This is a genomic window from Stenotrophomonas sp. YJH_SMC_138 (genome assembly GCF_059369855.1).
This window is the reverse complement of record NZ_JCAFTB010000011.1, coordinates 1-24,342: the sequence shown is the minus strand read 5'-3', so window position 1 is coordinate 24,342 and position 24,342 is coordinate 1. Positions and strand designations below refer to the sequence as shown.

Annotated in this window: 17 protein-coding genes and 1 rRNA gene; 9 read left to right on the top strand and 9 right to left on the bottom strand. The window is 68.0% G+C overall.

Annotated elements, in window-relative coordinates; translation table 11 throughout:
* Positions 1-55: 55 nt before the first annotated feature.
* The 3 genes from AC5P7I_RS19050 to AC5P7I_RS19040 all read left to right on the top strand — a co-directional run bounded on the left by AC5P7I_RS19050 (position 56) and on the right by AC5P7I_RS19040 (position 4,439).
* Entirely contained in the window at positions 56-1,744 is a 1,689-nt protein-coding gene (locus AC5P7I_RS19050) for a molecular chaperone HscC (protein ID WP_032957843.1), read from the top strand.
* 305 nt (positions 1,745-2,049) lie between these two features.
* A complete protein-coding gene (locus AC5P7I_RS19045; RefSeq protein ID WP_262219415.1) occupies positions 2,050-3,195 on the top strand; it encodes a heat-shock protein in 1,146 nt (381 codons plus the stop codon).
* Positions 3,192-4,439 (top strand): J domain-containing protein, encoded by a 1,248-nt coding sequence (locus AC5P7I_RS19040; RefSeq protein ID WP_032957845.1) that lies wholly within the window; start codon positions 3,192-3,194, stop codon positions 4,437-4,439. The genes AC5P7I_RS19045 and AC5P7I_RS19040 overlap by 4 nt, the downstream gene beginning before the upstream one ends.
* An 11-nt stretch (positions 4,440-4,450) precedes the next feature.
* On the opposite strand, the gene AC5P7I_RS19035 is transcribed toward AC5P7I_RS19040, so the two are convergent.
* The 4 genes from AC5P7I_RS19035 to glyQ form a co-directional block, all read right to left on the bottom strand.
* Entirely contained in the window at positions 4,451-8,308 is a 3,858-nt protein-coding gene (locus AC5P7I_RS19035; protein ID WP_262087741.1) for a translocation/assembly module TamB domain-containing protein, read from the bottom strand.
* On the bottom strand, positions 8,305-10,101 hold the full coding sequence (locus AC5P7I_RS19030) for an autotransporter assembly complex protein TamA (protein ID WP_262087863.1): 1,797 nt from the start codon (positions 10,099-10,101) through the stop codon (positions 8,305-8,307). Before AC5P7I_RS19030 ends, AC5P7I_RS19035 begins: the two co-directional genes overlap by 4 nt.
* A gap of 212 nt (positions 10,102-10,313) precedes the next feature.
* Entirely contained in the window at positions 10,314-12,389 is a 2,076-nt protein-coding gene (gene glyS / locus AC5P7I_RS19025; protein WP_262087740.1) for a glycine--tRNA ligase subunit beta, read from the bottom strand.
* A gap of 87 nt (positions 12,390-12,476) precedes the next feature.
* Entirely contained in the window at positions 12,477-13,388 is a 912-nt protein-coding gene (glyQ, locus tag AC5P7I_RS19020; protein WP_169411258.1) for a glycine--tRNA ligase subunit alpha, read from the bottom strand.
* Between the two features lie 83 nt (positions 13,389-13,471).
* On the opposite strand from glyQ, the gene AC5P7I_RS19015 reads away from it, so the two are divergent.
* The 3 genes from AC5P7I_RS19015 to AC5P7I_RS19005 are packed head-to-tail and all read left to right on the top strand — an operon-like array spanning position 13,472 to position 16,986.
* The gene (locus AC5P7I_RS19015; protein ID WP_014648903.1) at positions 13,472-15,307 is read left to right on the top strand and encodes a GspE/PulE family protein; all 1,836 of its coding nucleotides are present in this window, start codon (positions 13,472-13,474) and stop codon (positions 15,305-15,307) included.
* On the top strand, positions 15,279-16,025 hold the full coding sequence (locus AC5P7I_RS19010; RefSeq protein ID WP_014648904.1) for a glutamine amidotransferase: 747 nt from the start codon (positions 15,279-15,281) through the stop codon (positions 16,023-16,025). The genes AC5P7I_RS19015 and AC5P7I_RS19010 overlap by 29 nt, the downstream gene beginning before the upstream one ends.
* Positions 16,026-16,074: 49 nt before the next feature.
* The gene (locus AC5P7I_RS19005) at positions 16,075-16,986 is read left to right on the top strand and encodes a BPSS1780 family membrane protein (RefSeq protein WP_014648905.1); all 912 of its coding nucleotides are present in this window, start codon (positions 16,075-16,077) and stop codon (positions 16,984-16,986) included.
* 85 nt (positions 16,987-17,071) lie between these two features.
* Here the strand turns inward: AC5P7I_RS19005 and tatC are convergent, their stop codons facing one another.
* The 4 genes from tatC to AC5P7I_RS18985 form a co-directional block, all read right to left on the bottom strand.
* Positions 17,072-17,821: a twin-arginine translocase subunit TatC gene (tatC, locus tag AC5P7I_RS19000; RefSeq protein WP_005420449.1), complete on the bottom strand. Its 750-nt coding sequence runs from the start codon at positions 17,819-17,821 to the stop codon at positions 17,072-17,074.
* Positions 17,818-18,276 (bottom strand): Sec-independent protein translocase protein TatB, encoded by a 459-nt coding sequence (gene tatB / locus AC5P7I_RS18995; protein WP_126411540.1) that lies wholly within the window; start codon positions 18,274-18,276, stop codon positions 17,818-17,820. The genes tatC and tatB overlap by 4 nt, the downstream gene beginning before the upstream one ends.
* Positions 18,277-18,291: 15 nt before the next feature.
* On the bottom strand, positions 18,292-18,519 hold the full coding sequence (gene tatA, locus AC5P7I_RS18990; RefSeq protein ID WP_014648907.1) for a Sec-independent protein translocase subunit TatA: 228 nt from the start codon (positions 18,517-18,519) through the stop codon (positions 18,292-18,294).
* Between the two features lie 75 nt (positions 18,520-18,594).
* Positions 18,595-19,494 (bottom strand): lipid-binding SYLF domain-containing protein, encoded by a 900-nt coding sequence (locus tag AC5P7I_RS18985; protein WP_111205393.1) that lies wholly within the window; start codon positions 19,492-19,494, stop codon positions 18,595-18,597.
* A 165-nt stretch (positions 19,495-19,659) separates the two neighbouring features.
* On the opposite strand from AC5P7I_RS18985, the gene hemH reads away from it, so the two are divergent.
* From hemH to AC5P7I_RS18970, 3 genes are all read left to right on the top strand, one after another.
* Positions 19,660-20,622: a ferrochelatase gene (gene hemH / locus AC5P7I_RS18980; RefSeq protein ID WP_032957857.1), complete on the top strand. Its 963-nt coding sequence runs from the start codon at positions 19,660-19,662 to the stop codon at positions 20,620-20,622.
* A complete protein-coding gene (locus AC5P7I_RS18975; protein WP_032957858.1) occupies positions 20,619-21,473 on the top strand; it encodes an alpha/beta fold hydrolase in 855 nt (284 codons plus the stop codon). Before hemH ends, AC5P7I_RS18975 begins: the two co-directional genes overlap by 4 nt.
* A 290-nt stretch (positions 21,474-21,763) precedes the next feature.
* On the top strand, positions 21,764-23,869 hold the full coding sequence (locus AC5P7I_RS18970; protein ID WP_262087739.1) for a methyl-accepting chemotaxis protein: 2,106 nt from the start codon (positions 21,764-21,766) through the stop codon (positions 23,867-23,869).
* Positions 23,870-24,224: 355 nt separating this feature from the next.
* Here the strand turns inward: AC5P7I_RS18970 and rrf are convergent.
* Positions 24,225-24,339: ribosomal RNA gene (gene rrf, locus AC5P7I_RS18965) — 5S ribosomal RNA — on the bottom strand.
* Positions 24,340-24,342: the final 3 nt, after the last annotated feature.

The window sequence follows — 24,342 nt, the reverse complement described above, 5'->3', positions numbered from 1 at the left end:
CAGGCCTGCGCCGCGCTCCTAGAATTGCCGTTTTCTGCACATCGGACGTTCGCAGATGATCGTCGGCATCGATCTTGGCACCACCCATTCCCTCATCGGCAGGCACACGGCAGCAGGGCCGCAGCTGTTCCCCAATGCCCATGGCGAGCTGTTGACCCCTTCGGTGGTCAGCCTCGTCGATGGTGCCGTACTGGTCGGCCAGCCGGCCCGTGACCGCCTGGTCAGCCATCCGCAGCAGACCGTGGCCCATTTCAAGCGCTGGATGGGCAGCGACCGTGAGACCCGGCTGGGTGAGCGCAGTTTCCGTCCCGAGGAGCTCTCGGCCATGGTGCTGCGCTCGCTGCTGGCCGACGCCGAAGCCGCCCTGGGCCACAAGGTGGAGGAAGCGGTGATCAGCGTGCCGGCCTACTTCTCCGACGCCCAGCGCAAGGCCACCCGGGCCGCCGGCGAACTGGCCGGCATCCGCGTCGAGCGCCTGATCAATGAACCCACGGCCGCTGCGCTGGCCTATGGTCTGCAGGAGCGTGACGGCGAAGGCCGCGTGCTGGTGCTGGACCTGGGCGGCGGCACCTTCGACGTCTCCATCCTGGAACTGTTCGATGGCGTGGTCGAAGTGCATGCCAGCGCCGGCGACAATTTCCTGGGCGGCGAGGATTTCCTGCAGGTACTCGTGCAGGCCTTCCACGCCGACCAGGGCACGTCCGCCAGCGACCTGTCCGCTGCCGAGCAGGCGCAGCTGCTGCGTCGGCTGGAACTGTTCAAGCGCGAACTCAGCCAGAGCGGCACTGCCAGCCTGCAGTTGCCCTTGGCCGGCAGCGAACGCCAGTGGCAGCTGGATGAAGCTCGCTACACCCAGCTCTGCGAGCCACTGCTGCTGCGCATGCGCGCGCCCATCGAGCGCGCGATCCGCGACGCCCGGCTCAAGCCCGAGGCGCTGGACGACATCATCCTGGTCGGCGGTGCGGTACGCATGCCGATGGTCAGCAGGCTTGCGACCCGCATGTTCGGCCGGCTGCCGCTGCGCCATGTCCATCCGGACCAGGCGATTGCCTTGGGTGCCGCCGTTGCAGCGGGATTGAAGGCGCGCGACGAATCGCTGCGCGAAGTCGTGCTGACCGATGTCTGCCCCTACACGCTTGGCACGCAGGTGTCCCGCCAGGATGCTGCCGGTGGCGAGCGCAGCGGCTATTTCCACCCGATCATCCAGCGCAACAGCGTGGTGCCGGTCAGCCGCGAGGATCGCTTCTACCCGCTGCACGAGCGGCAAAGTGCCATCCGCATCGACGTGTTCCAGGGCGAGAGCCCGACGGTGGATCGCAACATCAAGCTCGGTGAGCTGACCGTGCCGCTGACCCATTCTGTCCCGATGCAGGAACGCAGCGTCACCGCCCGCTTCACCTACGACGTGAACGGGCTGCTGCAGGTGGAAGTCACCGAGGATGCCACCGGCAGGCGCCACGAGCTCATCCTGGAACAGAATCCCGGGCTGCTGTCACCCGAAGAGATCCAGCAGCGCCTGCGCGCGCTGGAAGCGCTGAAGATCCACCCGCGTGACGCCCAGCCCAACCTCGCGGTGATCGCCCGCACCGAGCGCCTGTACGAGGAACGCATCCATCACCGTGAACAGTTGCAGTCGTGGCTGAGCAGCTTCCGCCATGTGCTGGAGAGCCAGGATGCCGTTGCCGTCGAGCGTCATCGCCGTCAGCTGGACGAGGCACTCGACGCCCTCGAGCGCGATGCATGAGCTGGGCACTGCACGTCCTGGAGCTGGACCAAACGGCTGACGAGCGCGCGGTCAAGCGCGCCTATGCAAAGCGCCTGCGGGTGACTCGACCCGACGAGGATCCGGTCGCCTTCCAGCACCTGCATGAGGCCTATCAGGCGGCATTGGACTGGGTCCGCCAGGAAGCGCTGGCCGATATCGCGGACGAAGACGAACCGGCGGAGCATGCAACCGACATCGCACCTTGGCCGCCCGACGCAGACGTGGCATGGGCGCCGCCCGAAACGCGTTCGTACTCGCCTCCATGGCCACCTCGCGGCACGCCTGTGCTGCTGCGCACGGCACCAGTGGCGGAACTGGAGGGAGCGGTCCACGTATCGGGCCATGCGCACACGATCCTGCGCATGGCCCATCTGTCTTCCCCTGAAGACTTCGGCCCCTGGCTGGAGGCCACGCCGGTGCTGTGGTCGCTGCGCTACAAGCCATTGGTGGGCGACGCGCTGCTGGATGAACTGGCACGCAGTCACAACAGCGTCAGCGCAGCCAACATGGGTCTGCTGGCACGCTGCTTTGGCTGGGATGATGTACACGATGGCGTGGACCCGGACAGGCTGGCATCGATCCAGTCGCGCGGTCATCGACGCTGGGCCGCCGAGACCGGGAATGCGGCAGAGCTGTCGGCACTGCTTGAACAAGAGGGCAGCCTGCGGCTGGGGAGGGTCACCCTTGCGCGTTGCCTGCGCTACCTGTCGCAGCCATGGCACGCGCGACGATCCCTCTGGCAGGCGCAGCTGCCCGAGCACATCATTGAGGTCAACGCGCTGCTGGATGCGCTGGAACGCGGCGGCCAGGAGCCATTGCCCGCCGCCTGGGATCGGCAGCAGGTGCAGTTCTGGCGCAGCCTTGCCGACGTTTCCCGTCCCAACCGCTGGCGTTGCCAGGTCAATGCGCTGCGGGGCGGCCTGTTGGCTGCCCTGACGCTCGCGATTGCCGGTGGCTCGACTCTCATGAGTCTTGCCCAGCGTGACCTGCGCACCGCCGCCGCGCTCGGCATAGGCGGAGTGCTGCTCGGGGTCCTGCTCGCCCTGGCCGGCGCTCTGTGGGTCCATGTCCGTTGGGCGCTGCGCCAGCTGACGCTGGATCTGCCCCCTTCGCGCTGGGGATGGCTGCTGGCGTTGCCAGCGCCGCTGATCGCCCTCGCCAGCCTGATCCTGGTCCATGGCCTGGATCTGCGGCTGGAAGGTACGTTGCTGCTGTTCCCTGGCCTTGCTCTGGCGACGGCACGCTGGATCCGGCGCGAGGATGGCCGGGGATTCCGGCCGCGCAACCTGATTGGACCGGGCATCGGCATGTTCGTCCCCGAAGTGGGCTGCGCCCTGGTCCTGCTGCTATGGACCACCTGGTTCCTGCGTGACAGGTGCCGTCGCCTGTCGATCGACCTGCCTCCACCTGCTTCTGGAAACACCGTGTGAACCGGGCACTGGACGCTCTCGGGCTCGACGCCAGCGCCGACGAAAAGGCGATCAAGCGCGCCTACGCGCAGAGACTGCGCGCGGCACGCCCGGACGAAGACCCGGTGGCATTCCAGGCGCTGCACGAGGCTTACCAGCAGGCCCTGCTGTGGGCACGCAGCCGCACGCAATGGCAGGAGGAAAGCAGTGCAGAAGCGCTGTCGACGCCGCCTGCAGACAACAGCCCACCCGGCCCACCGGCGCCGTACGACAGCCATTCGCCGATGGACCACATGCCGGTGCTGCATCATCCATGCACGCCCGACACCGACATGCCGGACGATGTGGTGGAGCCATCATTGAACCTGCCCCGGTTTGCGCGCCTGCTGATCAACACCGCCGGCGACGCCGACCCGGCCAGCTTCGAGCACTGGCTGGCCCATCGCCCGGAGCTGTGGTCATTGGCCGACAGGCCGCGTATCGGTGACGTGGTACTGCAGCAGCTGCTGCACCAGGGCCAGCCGCTGTGCGAGTCCAACTTCGATCTGCTGGGTCGATACTTCTGCTGGGATGAGATCCGGGCTGATATCGATCCCTACCGGGTCCGCGCACGGCGCAACCTGCTGCATCGCCGCTGGCAGCTGCAGCCGCGCAACCACACGGCCCTCACCGCAGCCCTGGACCAACCGCATGACCGGGTGTCCGTAACCGAGGCCCATGCCCGCATGGAACGCTTGACCCGACCGTGGCACTGGCTGCAATCGCTGCTGTCGGCCAGCGTGCCCGGGCGTGCTGGCATCATGCGGCAAACGATGCAGCGTCTGGGAGTGCATGGTGTCCGTGACACGCTGGCGCCACTGGACACGGATCAGGTCGCCTTCTGGATGGCGGTATCCCAACCCGGGCACTTCAATCTCATGAAGATGCAGGTGGCCATTGTCCGCTGCCTGCTGGGCGCTCTCGTCGTGCTGGCCGTTCTGGCGGCGCTGGCATTGCTCGGTGATGCCGCTCGCCCTATCGCGATCAGCACGTCCAGCATGAAACACGTGGCAATTCATGCCTCGGTGGTCATCGTGTCTGGCGTCCTCATGCTGACGCCTTTCGTTGGAGGCACCCCATCGCGGACGGCGTCCGCGCCAGCGCCCGTCGAGCCACCGTCGGCGCTAGATGGGCACGGCATGCTCACGCACGGGCCTCGTCCGCGCAGGCCAGCCCCCTCCTTCGCCGTTGTCAGCCAGACCGATCCCGACACAGAGGGTGGTTGAGGGGCAGCGGGTTACTTCTCCCGCCGCCAGTTGATCGACCCGCGGTTTTCCACGGTGCTCGACTCCACTTCCACGTCGAACCCGCGGCGCAGCAGGTACTTCAGCGTGATCACCGAACCGGCACCGACCAGCGACACGCCGTAGCCGACGTACAGCTTGGGCGAGATGTACTTGCCGACACCGATCACCGAGCCGCCCAGCGCGCGCGACTGGCTCACGCCGGCGTCGTCCAGGCCCAGCTTGGCGCCCAGTTGCGAAGCCAGCAGGCCGCTGCCCGCCGAGAGCGCCGCCGAGGCCGCGTTGACCTGCTGCGCCTGGTCGCTGCTGGCACCGGTCAGGCTGCGTCCCAGCACCAGATAGGCCAGTGCCTCGGACTGCGACATTGCCGGATCGGACCACACGTCCGCGCGCGGCTGCTGCGCACGCCCGGTCACGTCGATGCCGGCGGTGACATCACCGATCCGGCGCTCGGCGCGGATGTTGATGCGCGGGTCGGACACCGCGTTGTAGTTCCAGGTGAGGTTGCCGCGGGTGATGGTCAGGTCCTGCCCATACGCCTTGTAGCGGCCGCTCACTTCCAGGCCGCCATTGGCGGTCATTTCACGGCCGGGCTTGGCCCAGACCTGCATCTTGCCGGTCAGCGCGCCCTTCAGGCCGAACCCGGTCATCTTCACCTTGTCGCCGAGGCTGACCGTCAGGTCCATGTCCAGCGGCGAGGTGCGCGACTCTTCCGGATCGGCCGGGTCCAGCACCACCACGTCTTCGGACACCGAGGTGCCACGGTCCAGGCGCTCCAGGTCGATGTCGGCCTCGGGCACGTGCACGGTGCCACGCAGCTCCATCGCCGCCTTGGCCAACGTGAAGTCGAGGTTGGGGTTGGCGACGATGCGCAGCTCGCTGGTGTTGGACAGCAGCACGTTCTCGCCGTGGATCTTCAGCTGCAGCGGCTGTGCATCGCCGAACCACGACAGGCCGCCGTCGACATACAGCGTGCCCTGGCCCGAGTTGGCCTGCGCGGTGATCTTGGCCGAACCGTCGGGCTGTGCCACGAAGCTGCCCTTGCCCTGGTCGAAGGTCAGGCCCAGCGCGGGGAATTCGCCCTTGAAGTTGCTCAGCTGCGCGTCGCCGCCCAGCGACGGCTGCCCGCGCGTACCGCGCAGGCTGACGTGGCCTTCGATCAGGCCGGTCGGGCGCACGATGTCCGGCGAGAACAGCTCCAGCCAGTACAGCCGCGACATGTTGAGGTAGAGCTCACCGTTCAGCGGTGCACTGGCTTCCCAGCCGGTCTGCATCTTCGCGTCGACGAAGCCATTGCCCTGGAAGCCCATGCCCAGGTAGCCCTTGATGCTGGCCGGGGTCATGTCGAGCTTCAGCGAGAACTGGTCATAGCGCACCAGCTCGCCGCGGGTGGTATCGCCCACGGTGTTGCGGTTCTCGCCCAGGCGCACGCCGCCTTCCTTCGAGCGCACTTCCACATGGCCTTCCCAGGCCGCGCCACGCGGGCGGATCTGCGCGTCCAGGCTGACGTCGCCGCGCAGGTAGATGCGGCGGCCGGACTGCGGCGGCAGCCACGGCTGCACCAGCGCCAGCGGCAGCGCGTCACTGCGCACCACCAGGCCTTCGCGCGGCCAGTTGGCCTGTGCGCACAGCGCGCCGCTGCTGGCGGCGGCCAGGCAGGCTTCGGACAGGGTGTAGGTGCTGCCGTTGATCGCGAACGCCGCCGGTGCACGCAGCGACCACGCATCACCCTTCACCGGTGCGATGCGCAGCGAGGCCAGCTCGCCACGCCACTGCGCCCCCTGCTGGCGCACGCTGCCCAGCAGCTCGATCGCACCCATCTCATTGCGGGTCTGCGCAGCCAGGCGCAGGTTGGACACACTGCCCTGCGCATCCACGTTCAAGCGCTCCAGCAGCATGCCGGCGTTGACCTGCTGGCCCTGCACCGCCAGCGTGCCGCTGTCGCCGCGCCACGGCAGGTGGCCCTTGATGCTCACGCTCTCGGCGCCGTAGCCCTCCCAGTTGAGGTTGTTGCCGACCAGGTCGGCGGTGATGTCCGGCGCATCGCGCGGCCCCTTCACCTGCACTTGGCCGCGCAGGCCGCCGTCGGCGCCCGGCAGCAGGTCACTCAGCTGCAGCGGTTCGAAACGTGCATCGATGTCGAGGCGGTCGCCGATCTTGCCCGACGCGGTCACCCGGCTGCTGCCCAGCGACAGCTTCAGGTCACCCTGGCCCTGCGCGCCCTGCAGCGCGAACTTGCCCTGTGCATCAAGGTTGCGCTGGCGCAGGATGCCCTTCAGCGACGGCAGGTCGACGGTGGCTTCCAGCGTGCCGGCCGTGCCCGGTGCGGCATTGGCCGGCGGCGGCAGCTGACGGCCCTTGGAGGCCAGGTTGCCGGACAGGCGGCCGTTCCAGCCCGGCACGAAATAGCCGGGGTCGAAGTCCTTAAGCGTGGCCTTGGCGTCCCAGTCCAGCTGCGGCGCCCAGGCCACCTGGCCTTCCACCTGCAGCTGCCCACCCGGCGTCTGCGCCTGCAGCTGGTGGATCGACGCGGCCTGGTCATTGCCGCGTACGTCGAACTGCAGCTGCGCCTTCTGCGCCTCGCGTTCGATCTCGGCACGGCCGATCGCCGCCCAGGCCTTCAGGGTACCGGCCAGGCCGAAGCGTGCTTCCTTCAGGGTGACCGGCACCGGTGCGCTGCCGGCCGTGTTCGGGTCGGGTGCCGGCACGTAGGTCAGATCGCGTGCGACCACCGAGAAATTGAGTTTCTGCTGATCGTCCTGGCTGAAGTCGGCGGTGCCTTCCAGCCGCGCTTCGCCACCGAGGCCCTTCACCAGCAGCGGTGAGACCTTCAGCACCTGGTCCTGCAGCGACACCACCGACGGTGCCAGTTCCAGCTCCTGGTCGCCCTGCTTCACCCTGCCGCGCAGGTTGGCATTGCCGCCCTTGCCGGCGGCGGTGAAGTCCAGCGACAACGGCGCAATCGCCGAGCTCGCCAATGCTGGCGACAACAGCGCCAGATCCAGCTCGTCACTGCGGATGCTGGCGCTCCAGCTCGGGTCGGTGCGGCCATCGAACACCAGCATCGCGTGCAGCGGCTTCGGCGCGCGCCCGGCTACGGCCACTTCCATGTGCGACAGGTCGCCACGTGCGACCAGGCCCACCGTAGCGGCGGTGCGCCCACGCGGTGCTGGCAGCACCGCCGTCACCGTCACATCGGTGTCGTAGTCCTCGGCCGGAATGTAACGGCCCTGGGCGGTGAAGTTGCCCATGTCGCTGTCCACCACCAGCTTGTGCGCCTGGAACTCGCCATTGGCGATCTCGATGCCGCCGCGCACCCGGCTGATGTCGATCACCGGTTCGTTGGCCTGGCTGATGCGGAAGCCGTCGATGGCGATGGCATCGGCCTGGATCGCCAGCGGCATCTCGATCTGCGGCAGCGAATCCGGCCACGATGGCAGCTTGAACGGCTCGTCACTCCTGGCCAGGTTCAGCGTGGCGTTGGTCAGCTCCAGCTTGTCCAGCAGCAGCTTGCGGCCCAGCAGCGGGCGCAGGTCCGGCTCCAGGTGCGCGCGCTCGGCGTGGAAATGGATGTCGTCGTAGCGGAAGTCGACGTTGTACAGGGTCAGCGGACCGGCCACCGGGCCGTCCACCTTGTCCCAGGTGAAGCTGGCGCCCGCCGGCAGTCGCGCCACCACCTGTGCCAGCAGCACATCGCGGCCGGCCACGGTCTGCAGCAGCCAGTACACCGCCAGCAACGCCAGCAGCACCAGGCCGATCACGCCCACGCCGGACCACGCCCAGAAGCGGCGGCGGCGGTAGAAACGCACGCGCGGCGGCGGCGTGTTCGGGGTGGGTGCGGGCGTGCTCACAGGTCCGCTCCGATGTTGAGGTACAGCTGGAACTGTGAATCCGGGTTGTTCAGGCCATGCGCGATATCCACGCGCACCGGGCCCACCGGCGATTTCCAGCGCACGCCGAAGCCGACGCCGGTGTGCAGGTCAATGGTGTTGTCGAAGGCGCTGCCGGTATCGACGAACACCGCCGCGCCCCACGGGCCGCCATTGAAGTAGTGCTCGTACTCGGCCGAGCCGATCACCAGGTTCTTGGCGCCCAGCGCGTATTTGTCGGGTTTGGGTGTGCGCGGGCCGACTTCGCGGTAGGCGTAACCGCGGATGCTGCGGTCACCGCCGGCGAAGTAGCGCAGGCTCGGTGGCATCGCCACCAGGTCGCTGGTCCACGTGGTGCCGCCTTCACCGCGCAGGATCAGGCGGTTGCTTTCACCCACCGGGATGTACCAGCGCAGCACGGCGTTGGCCTGCACGAAGCTGGTATCCGAGCCGGCGCCTTCCACGCCGACACGCACCGTCGCCGCGCCGCTGATGCCCTTGCGCGGGAACATCTCGTCGTCGACGTTGACGTAGTCGGCAACCATCTGCGGGTACACCAGCGTCGAGGTGTTGTAGACGGCGTCGGTGAATTCGGTGCCGGACGCGTAGCGCCAGCGCTCGCGCAGTGCGTTGATCGAGGCGATCGCGGTCCAGTGCTCGTTGATCTCGCCGCTGCGGCTGGCGATCAGCTTGAAGTTGCGCAGGTCGATGTAATCGGTCTGCTCGTCGTACGCGCTGGCGGCGAAGGTGTACCAGCCGTCGAGCCAGTTGAAGGCCGGAATGCGGTAACTGGTGACCAGGCTCTTGCGCTTCTGCGCATAGTCCAGCTGCGTGTTCATCTTGTGGCCGCGGTTGTTCAGGAAGCGCCGCTCGATGCCACCGCGCACACCCGGGCCGCTCTCGCTGCCGTAGCTCAGGCCGGCGGTATAGATGGTGCGCTTGGCGCGCGTCAGCTTCACGTCCACCGGCACTTCGCCGTTCTCGTCGGCCTGGTCCGGGCGCGGCTGGATGTCGATCACGCTGAAGTAGTCCAGCTTGGTCAGCGACTCGCGCAGCCGGTCCAGCTTGCCCTCGTGGTAGTAGCTGCCCTGGTCCCAGTAGACCAGTGGATCGAACAGCTTGTCGACGAAGTAGTCCTGCTGGAAGCGCACCGGGCCCATGTTGTAGCGGCGGCCGCTGTCCCAGGTCAGGTCGATGTCGGCGGCGTTGTCGGCGCGGGTGATCTGCACCTGGCGCTGGGTGTAGTCGGCGTCGAAGTAGCCGCGCTCGGCCAGGCGCCGGGTGATGGTGATCTTGCTGGCTTCGTACTGGGTGTGCTCGAAGCGCTGGCCCTTGCGCGGCTTGAACGCGGCCAGGTCATCCTGCAGGTACTGGTCGTACATCGCCGGGCCGGTGATGTCGATGTGCTCGCGGCGCACGGTCACCGGGGTGCCCTTGTCGACATGGATCAGCACGCGCACGTGTTCGTCCTCGCGCGGTGCCTCGACCTTGATCACCGGGTTGTAGTACCCGAACGGTTCCAGTGCCTGGCGGGTCTGCCGCTCGGCCTGCGACAGCAGGTACTCCAGGCGTGATTCGCCCTGTTCCTTGCCGATCGTGTCGTACAGCGACAGCGATTCCTGGATGTTCTCGATGATTGCGGCGTCGTCGCCCTTGTCCAATCCCTTGATGTCCACCTTGTCGATGGTGCCGCGCGCGTGGGCCACGGAAGTGGCGGCCAACGACAGGACCATCAGCGGCAGGGCGTATTTCTTTGGCTGCATGCGGGACAGCATACCGACCGAAGGTGACGATGCGAAATGCATCACGTCATTCGGGATCGGTTGTTAAGTGGCGGTCAAAATACGCACCTTTGTGGCGATCATCGTGAATGCAGGCGAGGATGCCGGCATCGTGCGCGATGCCGGCAATGACCCCGATGGACATCCACCGGCGATGCGGTGCGCGGGGTAATGCCGGCCAGCGGCCGGCACTACCGATACGGGCATCAGCTCGACAGATGCTCGATCGCCGCGACCTTGCCCAGGCGCTCGCCCAGCATCGTCAGCAGCGCCAGGCGGTTGCCACGCAGCGCCAGATCGTCCGCATTGACCATCACCCCGTCGAAGAACGCGTCGACCTGCGGGCGCAGGCGCGCCAGGCGTGCCAGCACGGCCACGTAGTCCTTCTGGTGCAGGCTGGCGCCGGTGTCGTCGATGGCGGCGGTGACCGCTTCGGCCAGCGCGCGCTCGGCGTCTTCCTGCAGCAGCGCCGGGTCGATCTGCGCCGGAATGTCGCCCTCGGCCTTGCGCAGGATGTTGCGGATGCGCTTGTTGGCCGCAGCCAGTGCTTCGGCTTCCGGCAGTGCGGCGAAGGTGCCGATCGCATCCAGGCGGCGGTCGAAGTCGTATAGCGAGGCCGGCTTCAGTTCGGCCACCGCGTTGAAGTGCGTGGCCGGCACGCCCTTGTCGCCGTAATAGCCCTTCAGGCGGTCGAGAATGAAGTCGTACAGCTCGCCGACATCGGCCTGCACGTTGCGCGCGGCCAGGCCGGCGTTGGCGCTGGCCAGCAGCGCGCGCAGGTCCAGCTCGAAGCCGCTTTCGATGATCGTGCGGGCCAGGCCCAGCGCATTGCGGCGCAGCGCGAACGGGTCCTTGTTGCCGGTCGGCTTCAGGCCCGCGGCGAAACCACCGGCCAGCGTGTCGACGCGTTCGGCGATGGCCAGCACCTTGCCCAGCGGCGACAGCGCGATGTCATCACCGCCGAAGCGCGGCTGGTAGGCCTCGTCGATGGCCAGCGCCACCTCGGTCGATTCGCCACCGGCCACGGCGTAGTGGCGGCCGGCGATGCCCTGCAGCTCCGGGAACTCGTTGACCATGCGCGACTGCAGGTCGTTCTTGGCCAATTCGGCAGCCCGCCTGGCCTGCACGGCATCGGCACCCACCTGGGGTGCGATCACTTCGGCCAGGGCGGCCACGCGCGCCACCTTGTCGGCCACGCTGCCCAGCTTGGCCTGGTAGGTCACCGTCTTCAGGCCGTCGCCCATCGACGCCAGGCCCTGCTTCAGGTCCTCGTCGAAGAAGAACTTGGCGTCGGCAAAGCGCGGGCGGATCACCCGCTCGTAGCCCTTGGCCACTTCGGCCACGTCCTTCGATTCGATGTTGGCGATGCCGATGAACTTCTCGGTCAGCGTGCCTGCGGCATCCAGCACCGGGAAGAACTTCTGGTTGATCTCCATCGTTTCGATCAGCGCTTCCTGCGGCACTGCCAGGAACGCGCGTTCGAAGCTGCACAGCACCGCCGACGGCCACTCGACCAGGTTCACCACCTGCTCCAGGTTGTCGTCGGTGATGCGGGCGCTGCCACCGGCCCTGGCCGCGGCGGCCTCGACCTCGGCGACGATGCGCGCACGGCGCTCGCGCGGGTCGACCAGCACGAAGGCGGCGCGCAGGGCTTCAACATAGTCCTGCGGCTGGGCCAGCGACACGGGCTGGTCGTGGTGGAAGCGATGGCCACGGCTGACACGGCCGGCCTGCAGGCCGAACAGTTCGGCCTCCACCACCTCGGTACCGTGCAGCAGCACCAGCCAGTGCGCCGGGCGGGCAAAGCCCCAGGTGTGGCCGCCCCAGCGCATCGGCTTGGGAATCGGCATCGCTGCAATCGCCTCGCGCAGGATCTCCGGCAGCAGGCTGGCGGTGCGTGCGCCCGGGGTCACCGCGCGGTGCACGAAGCGCTCACCCTTGTTGTCGGTGGTCTTCTCCAGCGCGGTCCAGTCGATCCCGGCCTTGGCGGCGAAGCCCTGCAACGCCTTGGTCGGCTGGCCTTCGGCGTCCAGTGCGATGTTCAGGTACGGGCCCAGCACTTCGCTGTGCTGTTCCGGCTGTTCCCGGCCCACGCCCGGCAGCAGCACGGCCAGGCGGCGGGGGGTCGACAGCGGGCGTGCATCACCCAGTTCCAGCGCGACGCCGCGCGTGCGCAGGCCTTCGACAACACCGTCGAAGAACGCCTGGGCCAGGCCCGGCAGCGCCTTGACCGGCAGCTCCTCGGTGCCCAGTTCGATCAGCAGGGGGGACAGTTGGCTCATCGGTTCGATCCTGTGGTGGGGGCGCAGCGCGCGACGCGTCCGGCGCCCCGGGTAGTTGATGAAAAGCGGGTGGGTGCCGACGGCCCGTCAGGCCTTCTTCGCGCCCGGGAAGCCCAGCTTCTCGCGCTGCTCGTAGTACGCCTTGGCCACCGCCTGGGCCAGCGCGCGCACGCGCAGGATGTAGCGCTGGCGCTCGGTCACGCTGATCGCGCGGCGTGCATCGAGCAGGTTGAAGGTGTGGCTGGCCTTCATCACCTGCTCGTAGGCCGGCAGCGGCAGGCCCGCCTCGACCAGCTTCTGCGCTTCACGCTCGCAGGCATCGAAGCGGTGGAACATTTCGTCCACGTCGGCGTATTCGAAGTTGTAGGTGCTCTGCTCGACTTCGTTCTGGTGGTAGACGTCGCCATAGGTCACCGGTTGCCCGTCCGGGCCGTAGGTCCAGACCAGGTCGTAGACGTTGTCGCAGTTCTGCAGGTACATGCACAGGCGTTCGAGACCGTAGGTGATCTCGCCCAGCACCGGGCGGCACTCCAGGCCACCGGCCTGCTGGAAGTAGGTGAACTGGGTCACTTCCATGCCGTTGAGCCAGACTTCCCAGCCCAGGCCCCAGGCGCCCAGCGTCGGCGATTCCCAGTTGTCCTCGACGAAACGCAGGTCGTGCACCAGCGGGTCGATGCCCAGCGCCTTCAGCGAATCCAGGTACAGCTGCTGGATGTTGTCCGGCGCCGGCTTCATCGCCACCTGGTACTGGTAGTAGCGCTGCAGGCGGTTCGGGTTCTCGCCATAGCGGCCGTCGGTCGGGCGGCGCGAGGGCTGCACGTAGGCCGCGTTCCAGCGTTCCGGACCGATCGCACGCAGGAAGGTGGCCGGATGGAAGGTACCGGCGCCCACCTCCAGGTCGAGCGGCTGGATGAGCACGCAGCCCTGCTGGGCCCAGAACTGGTTCAGGGTCTGGATCAGGCCCTGGAAGGTGATCGGAACGGTCGGGGTCGCGGACATGCGTACGAGTCTTGGCCGGCAAGGGGGTGCGTTAGTATAACGGCCGACCTGCGGGGCATTCCGTACCCGGGAGGAGCAGGCAGATGGAACATCGGCTGCCGGTGGGCACGCCCGGCGAGCCAGGCGACATCCCGCTGCCGTGGGGCCGCCTGCATTTCGAACAGGTCTGCGCAGCGCTGCTGGCCGATGGCCTGGTGGCCGAGCACGACGTCGAGCGCATGCGGTTTTCCGCACAGGGCGCGCGCAACGCCAGTGAAGTGCACCCGCTGGTGTTGCTGTCCAACCTCAAGCTGGCCGCCCGCGACGGTGGCGAACTGACCCTGGAACGCCTGACCGAATGGCTGGCCCGGCGCACCGGCAGCCGCTACCTGCGCATCGATCCGACCCGGGTCGACGTCGCTGCGGTCACCGCGCTGGTCTCCCATGCCTACGCCCGCCGCCACCGCTTCCTGCCGCTGGCGGTGGATGCCGAACGGGTGCTGGTGGCCACCAGCGAGCCGCTGGTGCAGGAGTGGCGCCGCGACCTGCAGCACCTGACCCGCCGCAGCATCGAGCTGGCGGTGGTCAATCCGCTCGACCTGCACCGCTACACCATGGAGTTCTACGGGGTGACCCGCTCGGTGCGTGGCGCGCGCGGCGATGTCCGCGGCGAAGCCAGCACCACCCTGCCCAGCTTCGAGCAGCTGGTCGAGCTGGGCCGTACCGGCGACGTCAATGCCGACGACCAGCACATCGTGCACATCGTCGACTGGCTGCTGCAATATGCCTACGAACAGCGCGCCTCGGACATCCACCTGGAACCGCGCCGCGAGATGGGGCGCATGCGCTTTCGCATCGATGGCGTGCTGCACAAGGTCTTCGAGGTGCCACCGGCGGTGATGACCGCCGTGGTCAGCCGCATCAAGGTGCTCGGCCGCATGGACCTGGCCGAACGCCGGCGCCCGCAGGACGGCCGCATCAAGACCCGCTCGCCGGGCGGCCGCGAGGTCGAGATGCGCCTGTCGACCATGCCCACCGCCTTCGGCGAGAAGTGCGTGATGCGCATCTTCGACCCGGATGCCGCCTTCAAGAGCATCGACCAGCTGGGTTTCAGCCCGCAGGAGGCCGCCGGCTGGAATGCACTGGTCGAACGCCCGCACGGCATCGTGCTGGTCACCGGCCCGACCGGCTCAGGCAAGACCACCACCCTGTATTCCACGCTGAAGCGGCTGGCCACGCCGGACGTGAACGTGTGCACCGTGGAGGACCCGATCGAGATGATCGCGCCCGAGTTCAACCAGATGCAGGTGCAGGCCAACATCGACCTGGACTTCGCCAGCGGCGTGCGCACCCTGCTGCGGCAGGACCCGGACATCATCATGATCGGCGAGATCCGCGATCTGGAAACCGCGCAGATGGCGGTGCAGGCCTCGCTGACCGGCCATCTGGTGCTGTCCACGCTGCATACCAACGACGCGCCGTCGGCGGTCACCCGCCTGCTCGACCTGGGCGTGCCGCACTACCTGCTGGCCAGCACCCTCAACGGCATCCTCGCCCAGCGCCTGGTGCGCACCCTGTGCCCGCACTGCAAGCAGCCGCACACCCTTGGTGCTGCCGACTGGGCGGTGCTGGCTGATAGCCAAGCTGCATATCCAGATGCCGCCACGCCCTGTCGGCCGGTTGGTTGCCTAGAGTGCCGGCGCACCGGATTCCTCGGCCGCATCGGCCTGTATGAGTTGCTGCCATTGGGCTCGCGGCTGCGTGGGCAGATCCGCGCCGACATGGATCTGGCCGGTTTCACCCGTGCCGCGCGGGCTGAAGGGCTGCGAACCCTGCGCCAGGCCGGGCTTGAAAAGGTGGCGCAGGGGCTGACTACAATCGAGGAAGTCCTGTCAGTCCTGCCGCCCCCGGATGAACCCAGCCCCGTTCCTGATCCTTGAAACCGGCCGCCCGGTGCCGTCGCTGCGCCGCTACGGGCGCTTCCCGCACTGGATCCGGGTGGCCGCCGGGCTGGAAGAGCACGAGACGGTGGTGGTCGATGTCGAACACGGGGATGCCCTGCCCGACCCGCATGCCTTCGCCGGCGTGCTGGTGACCGGCTCGGCCGCCTTCGTCACCGACCACGCCGAATGGAGTGAGCGCAGTGCCGCATGGCTGCGCCAGGCCGCCCACGACGACTTGCCCGTGTTCGGTATCTGCTACGGGCACCAGCTGCTGGCGCACGCGCTGGGTGGCGAGGTGGCCTACAACCCGGCCGGGCGCGAGTCGGGCACGATCGAACTGGAGCTGCAGCCGCAGGCCGCGCAGGACCCGCTGTTCCAGGGCCTGCCGCAGCACTTCGCCGCCCACGCCACCCACCTGCAGACCGTGTTGCGCGCGCCTGACGGTGCCGAAGTACTGGCACGCTCGCCGCTGGATGGCTGCCATGCCTTCCGCTGGGGGCGCCAGGCCTGGGGCGTGCAGTTCCACCCCGAGTTCGCCACCCACCACATGCGCGGCTACGTGCGTGCCCGCGCCGACTGCATCGGCCGCCATGGCGGCTGTGCCCGCAGCATCGAGCGCGCGGTCAGCGCCGCACCGCTGGCGCGCCAGCTGCTGCGCCGCTTCGTTCGCCAGGCGCGGCTGTCTTCAGCCCAGCCGGCGGCAAAACAGGGATAATCGGCGGCACGGGCAAGCGCCCGGCCCCTCCTGTCCTTCCCGGATGTCCATGAAAGAGATTCGCAAGCTGCCGGCCTCGGCGGGCGCCCAGTGGTTGCTGGATACGTTCTCGCTGTATCGGCGTGCGCCGCTGCAGCTGGCCCGGATCGGTCTGACCTGGCTGCTGGTGAGCTGGGTGGTCACCCTGTTGTCGACGCTGATTCCCGGCGCCGCCGGCATGGCCGTGCAGCTGATGACCCTGGCCATCTCGCCGATCATGTTCGGCGGCATGCTGTACGCCGTGGGTGAGATCGACGAAGGTCGCCCGGGCCTGGCCTCGCACCTGCTGCAGCCGATCCGCGACCACCGCGTCAGCCACCTGCTGGTGCCGCTGGCGATCCAGGTGCTGGCGGTGCTGCTGCTGGGCGCGCTGCTGTTCCTGATGATCGGCCGCGAAGGCTTCACCGCCTTCAGCGAGGTCATGACCAAGATGGAAGAGATCAGCCGCAGTGGCCAGCAGATCAAGCCGGACGATGCTGCGGCGCTGGTGGCCAACCTGCCGGCCAAGCGCATCGCACTGTGGATGCTGCTGGTGTTCCTGAGCGCGGTCGCACTGTCGCTGGCAATGTTCACCCAGCCGGCGCTGGTGGTGTTCGACAAGCAGAGCGGCATGCACGCGCTGCGCCTGAGCCTGCAGGGCTGCATCGAGAACATCGGCGCAATGATCGTGTTCGCCGTGCTCGGCCTGATCGCCGCGTTCTGCATCTACATCCTGTTCGTGATCGTGATCCAGATCGCGATGCTGATCGGCGGCCCGCTGGCCGCCGCCTTCATCGCCCAGCTGGTGCTGACCACGGTGCTGATGCCGCTGTATGTCGGCGCGGTCTACGCCGCGTGGAAGCAGATGTTCGTGCACCGTGGCAGCCGCGCCGCACCGCCGATCCCGACCACGCCGACCTCGAGCGACATCTTCCACGCCTGATGAAAAAAGGGGACGGAGGGGATTAAGTCGTTAGCTGCACACACTGGGCATAAACGACTTAATCCCCTCCGCCCCCTTTTTTCTTTCAGGCGGCGGGCTTCTTGACTGCCGACGACGGCACCAGCCAGCGTGCGGCGTGGATGCCCAGCTCATAGAGCAGGCACATCGGGATCGCCAGCATCAGCTGCGAAACCACGTCCGGCGGGGTCAGCACCGCCGCCAGCACGAAGATGCCGACGATCGCGTAGCCGCGGCCTTCCTTGAACTGCTGCGGCGTCACCCAGCCCAGCAGCACCAGGATCACCATCGCCACCGGCAGTTCGAAGCTGCCGCCGAAGGCGAAGAAGATCGCCAGCACGAAATCCAGGTAGGCATTTGCATCCGGGGTGATCGCAATCACGTCCGGGCTGAAGGTGGTGAGGAAGTGGAACACCGCCGGCAGCACCAGGAAGTAGGCAAAGGCACAGCCGGTGTAGAACAGCAGCACCGAGGACACCAGCAGCGGCACCGCCAGGCGCTTCTCGCGCGCATACAGGCCGGGCGCGACGAAGGCCCACAGCTGGTACAGCAGCCACGGCACCGCCACGAACAGGGCAACGAAGAAGGTCAGCTTCAACGGCGCGAAGAAGGCGCCGGCCGGATTGGTGGCAATCATCGTCTGCCCGTTCGGCAGCTGCGAGACCAGCGGCTCGGCCAACGCGTTGTACAGCTTCTGGGTGAACGGCAGCAGCGCCAGCAGCACCACGCCCAGGCCCAGCAATGCGCGCACCAGGCGACCGCGCAGTTCCACCAGATGTTCGACCAGCGAGCTCTCGCCGAAATCCTGTTCACTCATGGCTGGCGCTCCGTGCGCGGCGGCGGCGGCGCACCGGCTTCAGGGGGTGTCACCGGCGTCGGCTCGGGAGCGACGCCCTCCTGTACCGGTGCATCGGCACGGGTCAGGCCGCTCATATGCGGCGGCAGATCCGCAGGCGCCGGTGCGCGTACCTCCTGCGCCAGCGTATCGCCCTGCTGCTGCGCCTCCTGCGCTTCGCGACGGATCGCTTCGCCGCGGGCACGCAGCTGGTTCTCGGTGTCCTGCATGCCCTGGCGCACGTCCTGCATCTGCCGCTTGATCTCCTCGGCCTGCAGTTCGCGCTCCAGTTCCTGTTTCACCGAATCCCATTGATTGCGGGCGCGACGCACCCACAGGCCCGCAAAGCGGGCCGCCTTGGGCAGGCGCTCGGGACCGAGCACCACCAGGGCGACCACGGCGATCACCAGCAGTTCGCTGAAGCCGATATCAAACACCGCGACCGCTCCGGATCAGCGAGGGGTGCGGTCGTGCTCGTCCTGCGCGGTGCGCGAGGCGTCCTGGCTGCGCGACTCGTCGCCCAGCTGCGCGTTCGGCTTGTCGTCGTCGCGCATGCCCTTCTTGAATTCCTTGACCGCCGAACCGAGGTCCTTGGCGCCACTGGTCAGGCGCTTGGTGCCGAACACCAGCAGGACGATGGCCAGCACGACCAACCAATGCCAGATGCTGAAACTGCCCATAAAGACGCTCGTTACGTTAGTGATCAGGCTGTCGAGCATAGCGCACCGGGTGTTAGCCGGCGCGCGTGACGAAAGTCAGTTTCCGCCCAGCGTTTCCGTGCGGATTTCGCCGTCATTGACCGGCTGGAAGCCCTGCTGCTGCGGCGGCGGGTTCTGCGGAACGTTCTGCAGCGGCGCGGTGGTGGCTTCGGCCGGGGCCGCCGGTGCTGCCTGAACGGGCACAGACACGGGGGCGGCAGCCGGCGCCGGCGCCGGACGCGGTGCATTGCCACCGTTGCCGTTGCGGTTGTTGCGGGCGGCGTAGGTGGCCTCTTCCAGGCGATCGCGGAAGGCGACCACGTCCATCGACGGCGAACCGACGGCGCGACCTTCGAAGATCATGCGCGGCGTGGTGTTGCTGCCGTAGGCGTCCAGATTGGCGGCATCGTCGATCTGCAGCACCGCGCCATCCAGCGCGACACCGGCGAACAGGCCGCGCGCGCGCGACCACGACCAGATCTCGGCCTTCAGCTGGCCGTCGGTGGCGGCGGCGGCATTGCGGCCGACCGGACCGGCGGCAACGCCGGCATCGGCGCCAAGCGTGAACTTGCCATTGACCAGGTTGTCCAGGCTGCGGTCGTTGCGGAACACCAGCACCACGTCCGAAGACTGCACGCCGGCCTGGAAGCCGATGCTGCCACCGGTCAGCTTGACGAATACCGGGCTGGACCAGGCGCCATTGGGCATGCGCACCGACATCAGCCCGTGGCCGCGACGACCGCCAATGACCAGGCCGGCCTTGATCGTGTCGGGAATGACGATGACCGCGCGGCCTTCGTCGAGCAACTTGTCCGGAATTCCCTGTTCAGGGATTTCCTGGATCTCCGCCAGCACGCGCACGGCATTGCGGGCGCGCTGGTCTTCCTGCGGTCCGGCCATGGCCTGGCTGGACAGCAGGCTGGCGGCGATCAGCAGGGCTTGGATCGGGCGACGCATGGCAGGCTCCAGAAGTCAGTCCATAGGAAGATATAGCAAGTGACTGAAATTAGTAGTGTTGTCATGAATCACCAATGAGCGCTCCCCGCTCACATAGATGCGCGCTATGCCAGCAATCCGAACCCTGCATCCCGGTGCGACACCGGATCGGCGACAATGCACCCCATGCTCGACGCACCCGATACCGCCGTGCTGGCGGTCAACCTAGGCACGCCCGATACGCCGACGGCCCCCGCCGTACGCCGATACTTGGCCGAATTCCTGTCCGACCGCCGCGTGGTCGCGATCCCGCCACTGCTGTGGCAGCCGCTGCTGCGCGGACTGATCCTGCCGCTGCGCAGCAGCCGTTCGGCGGCCAAGTACGCCCAGGTCTGGCTGCCGGATGGCTCACCGCTGATGGTCCATACCCGGCAGCTGGCGCAGGCGATGCAGGCCCTGCTGCCAACCCTGAAAGTGCGCCACGCAATGCGCTATGGCGAACCGGCCCTGGCCCACGAGCTCGACCGTCTCGCCGGCGAAGGCGCACGCCGCATCGTGGTGCTGCCGCTGTACCCGCAGTACTCCACCACCACCACCGCCTCGGTCGAGGACCGCGTCGACGCCTGGCAGCGGCGCAACCCGGGCGTGACCGTCAGTCTGGTACGCGACTACTCGGTCGACCCGGGCTGGGTCGAGGCCGTTGCCGGCTCGATCCGCCGCTACTGGGAACAGCACGGCCGCAGCCAGAAACTGATGTTCTCCTTCCACGGCATTCCGCAGCGCCTGGCCGACGCGGGTGATCCGTATCCGCAGCGCTGCGAGGCCAGCGCCCAGGCCATCGCCAACGCGCTGGGCCTGGGCAAGGACGACTGGCAGATGGGTTACCAGTCGCGCTTCGGCCGCGAGCGCTGGCTGCAGCCTTACGCTGAGCCGAGCCTGTGGGCGTTGGCCGAATCCGGTGTGAAGCAGATCGACGTGGTCTGCCCCGGCTTCGCCACCGATTGCCTGGAAACGCTGGAAGAAGTCGCGATGGGCTTCACCGAAACGCTGGCCGAACGTGGCGCGACGATGCGCTACATCCCCTGCCTCAATGCCGAACCGGAACACGCGCGCGCCCTGGCACGACTGGCCGTGGCCTCGCTGGCATGAGTCTGCAACCCTTTGAACTCGAGGTGGGCGGCACCCGCGTCGCCGGCCTGCGCAACAGCGGCGACGGCCCGCGCGTGCTGGCCCTGCATGGCTGGCTCGACAATGCCGCCAGCTTCGTGCCGCTGGCGCCGCACCTGGCGTCGCTGCAGCTGGTGGCGATCGACCTGCCCGGCCATGGCCACAGCGCGCACCTGCCGGCCGGTGCCAGCTACACCACGGCGGCCGCGATCTGCCACGTGCTTGATGTGGCCGACGCCCTGGGCTGGGACCGCTTCAGCCTGCTCGGCCATTCGATGGGCGCCGGCATCGCCAGCCTCACCGCCTCGGTCAGCGACCGCGTCGAACGCCTGGTGGCGATCGAAGCTCTCGGCGGCCTGCGCGGCCCCGAAGAAGAGACCGCCCATCGCCTGCGCGAGCATGTGAACGCCACCCGTGCGTTGGCGCGCAAGCAGCTGCGCGTGTTCCCCGACCTGGCCGCGCCGATCCGCGCACGGATGATGACCAACCAGCTCAGCGAACCGTGCGCACGACTGCTGGTCGAGCGCGGCGTGGAACCGGTCGAAGGCGGGTATCGCTGGTGCAGCGATCCGCGCCTGATGCTGCCCACCGCGATCCGCCTCAGCGAGGGCCAGATCGACAACCTGCTGCAGGCCATCGCCTGCCCGACACAGGTGATCTATGCCACGCCGGCGCAGTCGTATTATCCCGAGCCGATGCGCAGCGATCGCCTGCAGCACCTGCGGGATGGCCGGCTGGCAGTGTTTCCCGGCAACCATCACCTGCACATGGAAGATCCGGAACAGATCGCAGGCGTGATCCTGCACTTCTTCAGCAACGACAACGCCGGCTGAGCGCAGGCGTCCGCGCGCTTCACTCCGCGCGTTTGCGGCCGATACATCAGTTGCGGGCCCCTGCGCCCGCTGCACGCGGGCCCGGTCGGTCCTGCGGCATGTGTCTGGTTCTGCAAGGAAGTCCGCATGCCCGCTCTGCTGCACCGTCACCCACAGGATGTGGCCGCGGTGTCCCGTCTCCGCGTCGCTGATCGCGCCGCATCCCTCGAATTCCCGGCACCCGCCCTCGTCACGCCCTGCTGCGTGCGTTGCGGCGTGCTCGTTGTCGTCTGCTGACCCAGGAGCCTCCGATGTCCATTGCATCCGCCCGTCCCCCCGATACCGCCCGCCTGTCGCACCTGCAACAGCTCGCCCGCGGTGCTGACCGCCGCCTGCTGACCGGCAGCGCGGCACTGGCCGTGACCGGGCTGGTGCTGGCCCTGCGCGGTCCGCACGGTGTGGCCGCCGCGTTGGCCGCGGGCGCTGTGCTGCCCGCCTTGTGGCTGGCCGGTCCGCTGGCAGGCCGCGGCATCGCCCGCAACGCCCTGGCAATCCTGGTGGCGCTGCAGCTGGCCCTGTTGTCCGCGATCACCGGCCTGTCGCCGGCGTTGCCGATCGCCCTGCTGCTGGGCGTGCTGCTGGGCCATCGCGATCGTCTGCCGGTGTGGCTGGCCGGTAGCATCGGCACGCTTGCACTGCTGGCCCCGCTGCCGGCCGGTGCTGCGGTGGGGCCGGCGCTGCTGCAGGCCGCGATGCTGGCCGGCCTGACCCTGTTCCTTGGCCAGGTCGCACTGCGGCTCCGCCAGCAGACCGAAGCACTTGGCCACGGTCCCCGCCGGCTGGCCGCGCTGGCGCGCGACATCGCCACCGGCGCCGATCTTGGTGCACATGCTGACACCACCGCCTACGCACCAGGTTCGCTGGCCCATGCGCTGGCCGGCACCGCACGCCATGTACAGGCCCAGCGTGGACGCGAAGCGGAGGCACACGCCGAGAACGCGCAGATCCGCCAGGCCCTCGATGCCTCGCGCACCGCGATGATGATTGCCGACAACGATCACGTGATCCGCTACGTGAACCGCTCGGTGGTGGCCCTGCTGCGCAACCAGCAGGCAACGTTGCGCCAGGCCTTCCCCGATTTCGATGCCGAGCGCCTGGTCGGTAGCAGCATTCATCGCTTCCACGTCAACCCGGACCGGATCCGCGCCATCCTCAATGGCCTGCAGGTCAGCCACAACGGCAAGGTACAGATCGGCCCGGTGCACTTCGCACAGGTGGTTACTCCGGTCTTCGACGCACAGGGCGTGCGCCTGGGCTTTGCCGTGGAGTGGCATGACCGTACCCATGAGCTCGCCTTGGAGAACGCCGTCGCCGGCATCGTCGCGGCCGCCGCCGCCGGCGACCTCGACCAGCGCCTGCAGGCAACCGAAGGTGCCAGCTTCCTCGATGGCCTCACCGGTGGCATCAACCAGCTGCTGGATACGTTGGGCAGTACGGTTGACGAGGTGCGGCAGATGCTCTCGGCGCTGGCCAGCGGCGATCTCGATCGACGCATGCATGGCGAGTATCACGGCGCCTTTGCCGCGATCCAGCGCGATGCCAACGCCACCGCCGGCCAGCTGGCGCGCATGGTGGGCCGTATCCAGCAGTGCGCGTCCTCGATCAGCACCGCTGCCAGCGAAATCGCTGCGGGCAATGGCGCGCTGTCCGAGCGCAGCGAGCGCCAGGCAGCGCACCTGCAGGAAACCGCCGCTTCGATGGAAGAGCTGACTGCCACCGTGCGCCAGAACGCTGCCCATGCGCGCGAGGCGAGCCAGCTGGCGATCACCACCCAGAGCGCCGCCAGCGACGGCAACGTCGCCATGCAGCGGGTCGTCGACACCATGCAGGCGATCGAGGGAGCCTCGAAGCGGATCGGCGACATCACTGGCGTGATCGATGGCATCGCCTTCCAGACCAATATCCTCGCGCTCAACGCGGCAGTGGAGGCCGCCCGTGCCGGCGAGCAGGGCCGTGGCTTCGCGGTGGTGGCCAGCGAGGTGCGCGTGCTGGCGCAGCGCTCCGCCGCTGCGGCTCAAGAAATCAAGAAGCTGATCGATGAGGCAGGTCGCCAGGTGGGCGAAGGCGCCCAGCTGGTGGCCGATGCGGGCCAGCGGATGCAGGGCATTGTCGGGGGCGTTGAGAATGTCAGCCACCTGATGCACGAGATCTCGGCGGCCTCGCAGGAGCAGTCGGTCGGCATCGAGCAGATCAACCAGACCGTGGTGCAGATGGACCAGGCGACGCAGCAGAATGCCGCGCTTGTGGAGGAAGCCACCGCGGCCGCACGCGAGCTGCAATTGCAGGCGGGTACGCTTACCGAGGCGGTATCGGTGTTCCGCCAGCAGGAACCGCACGAGGTCTCGCGGGCCGCCTGATCCGGGCCTGCAGTTCCATCCCGGTCAAGACGGCGCCCGCAGGGCGCCGTTTTTTTTGCCTGCTTTTGCGTGATGGGTCAGGAAAAGAGGCCGCTTCCGGACCTGCCTTGGGGAGCGGCCAACCCTGGCTGGCGCCGCATCCACACACGGCGTGGATCTACTGTGCGCCCGCATGCCCTCGGTAGTCGCCAACCTTGGTTGGCGCTGGGGCTGCCCGCGGAGAATATCCACGCATGGCGTGCATCTACCGGCCGGTGTGCAGCTATGGCGGTGCCGGCCGGCGGCCGGCACTACCCGCATGTTCTGCGCACAAAGAAAAACCCCGCTGCGCAAGCAGCGGGGTTTTGGGTGTAAACCCTGGCGATGACCTACTCTCGCATGGCTTGAGCCACACTACCATCGGCGCAGCTGCGTTTCACTTCCGAGTTCGGGATGGGATCGGGTGGTTCCACAGCGCTAATTTCACCAGGGAG